General features: G+C 61.9%; 1 protein-coding gene. It reads right to left on the bottom strand.

What is annotated here, in order from left to right:
- Positions 1-852, bottom strand: an 852-nt coding sequence (locus ACLMAJ_RS38010) for a TerD family protein (protein ID WP_412018762.1), incomplete at its 3' end; no start/stop codon positions are given.
- Positions 853-854 lie beyond the last annotated feature (2 nt).

Raw genomic sequence — 854 nt, 5'->3', positions numbered from 1 at the left:
CCATAGCTCGTTCCATCCCGTGCCGTGCGGACCGGAGGCGGTCAGCACCTGCCACGCCTGGAACCGCCACATTTCCATGAATCCGTTTACGTCGGACTCACACCAGCGGCACGGCGGCGGGGTGCCGAAACGCGGGACTCGTTTGGCTCGGCCACAGCGCTCGCAGATGGCCGGATCTGCTGGAAACACTTGCCTGATGTCGTCGGTCCAGGCTGTACCGTTCCACCAGCGAAGATGATTCGTATCGGTCGCGTCCGCATACCACGCAGGTTCCATGCGCGGTTGGTGTTCTTGCGGCGCAACGTAGTCGGGCTCGCGACCGGGTGTTCCCAACGAAGGTTGAGTGGCGGGCGGCTCATCGACCTCGACGCCGAACTCCTCAGCCAGTCCGCGTAGCCCGCTTGCCCATCCCTGGCCGACCGCCCGGAATTTCCATGCCCCGTTTCGCCGGTAGAATTCTCCGAGCACTATCGCTGTCACAGCTTCGGGCTGGTCAACGTCGAACAAGATCGGTGCGCTGTTCGCGTCCTGCACAGTCACCGTGAGATCGGAGACATCTCGGAACGATCCCCGGTCAACCGATCCGGAAACAACGATCCGGGAAATTGCGCCTTCGACCTTAGCGAGGGAGACAGTGAGTTTCGCGCTTCCCACCCCGGACTCGTCCAGCGAGACGGCGCCTGTCGGATGCTTCGCAGCGTTGTAGAACACGAAGTCGTCGTTCGTCCGGATCTTTCCGGCTTCGGTCAGCAGTAGCGCTTGTGGATCAACCTCGCACTGGGACCCCCATTCGAGTATCACGGTCACAGTCGAAGCGGTGATTGGAGCGTTTCCGCCACGTACGAGCTTCACGT

The sequence above is a fragment of the Nocardia arseniciresistens genome, assembly GCF_046764875.1.
In the GTDB taxonomy this organism is placed as follows: Bacteria; Actinomycetota; Actinomycetes; order Mycobacteriales; family Mycobacteriaceae; genus Nocardia; species Nocardia arseniciresistens.
Note: the sequence above shows the minus strand (reverse complement) of the source record. Positions and strands in the feature narration are given on the sequence as shown.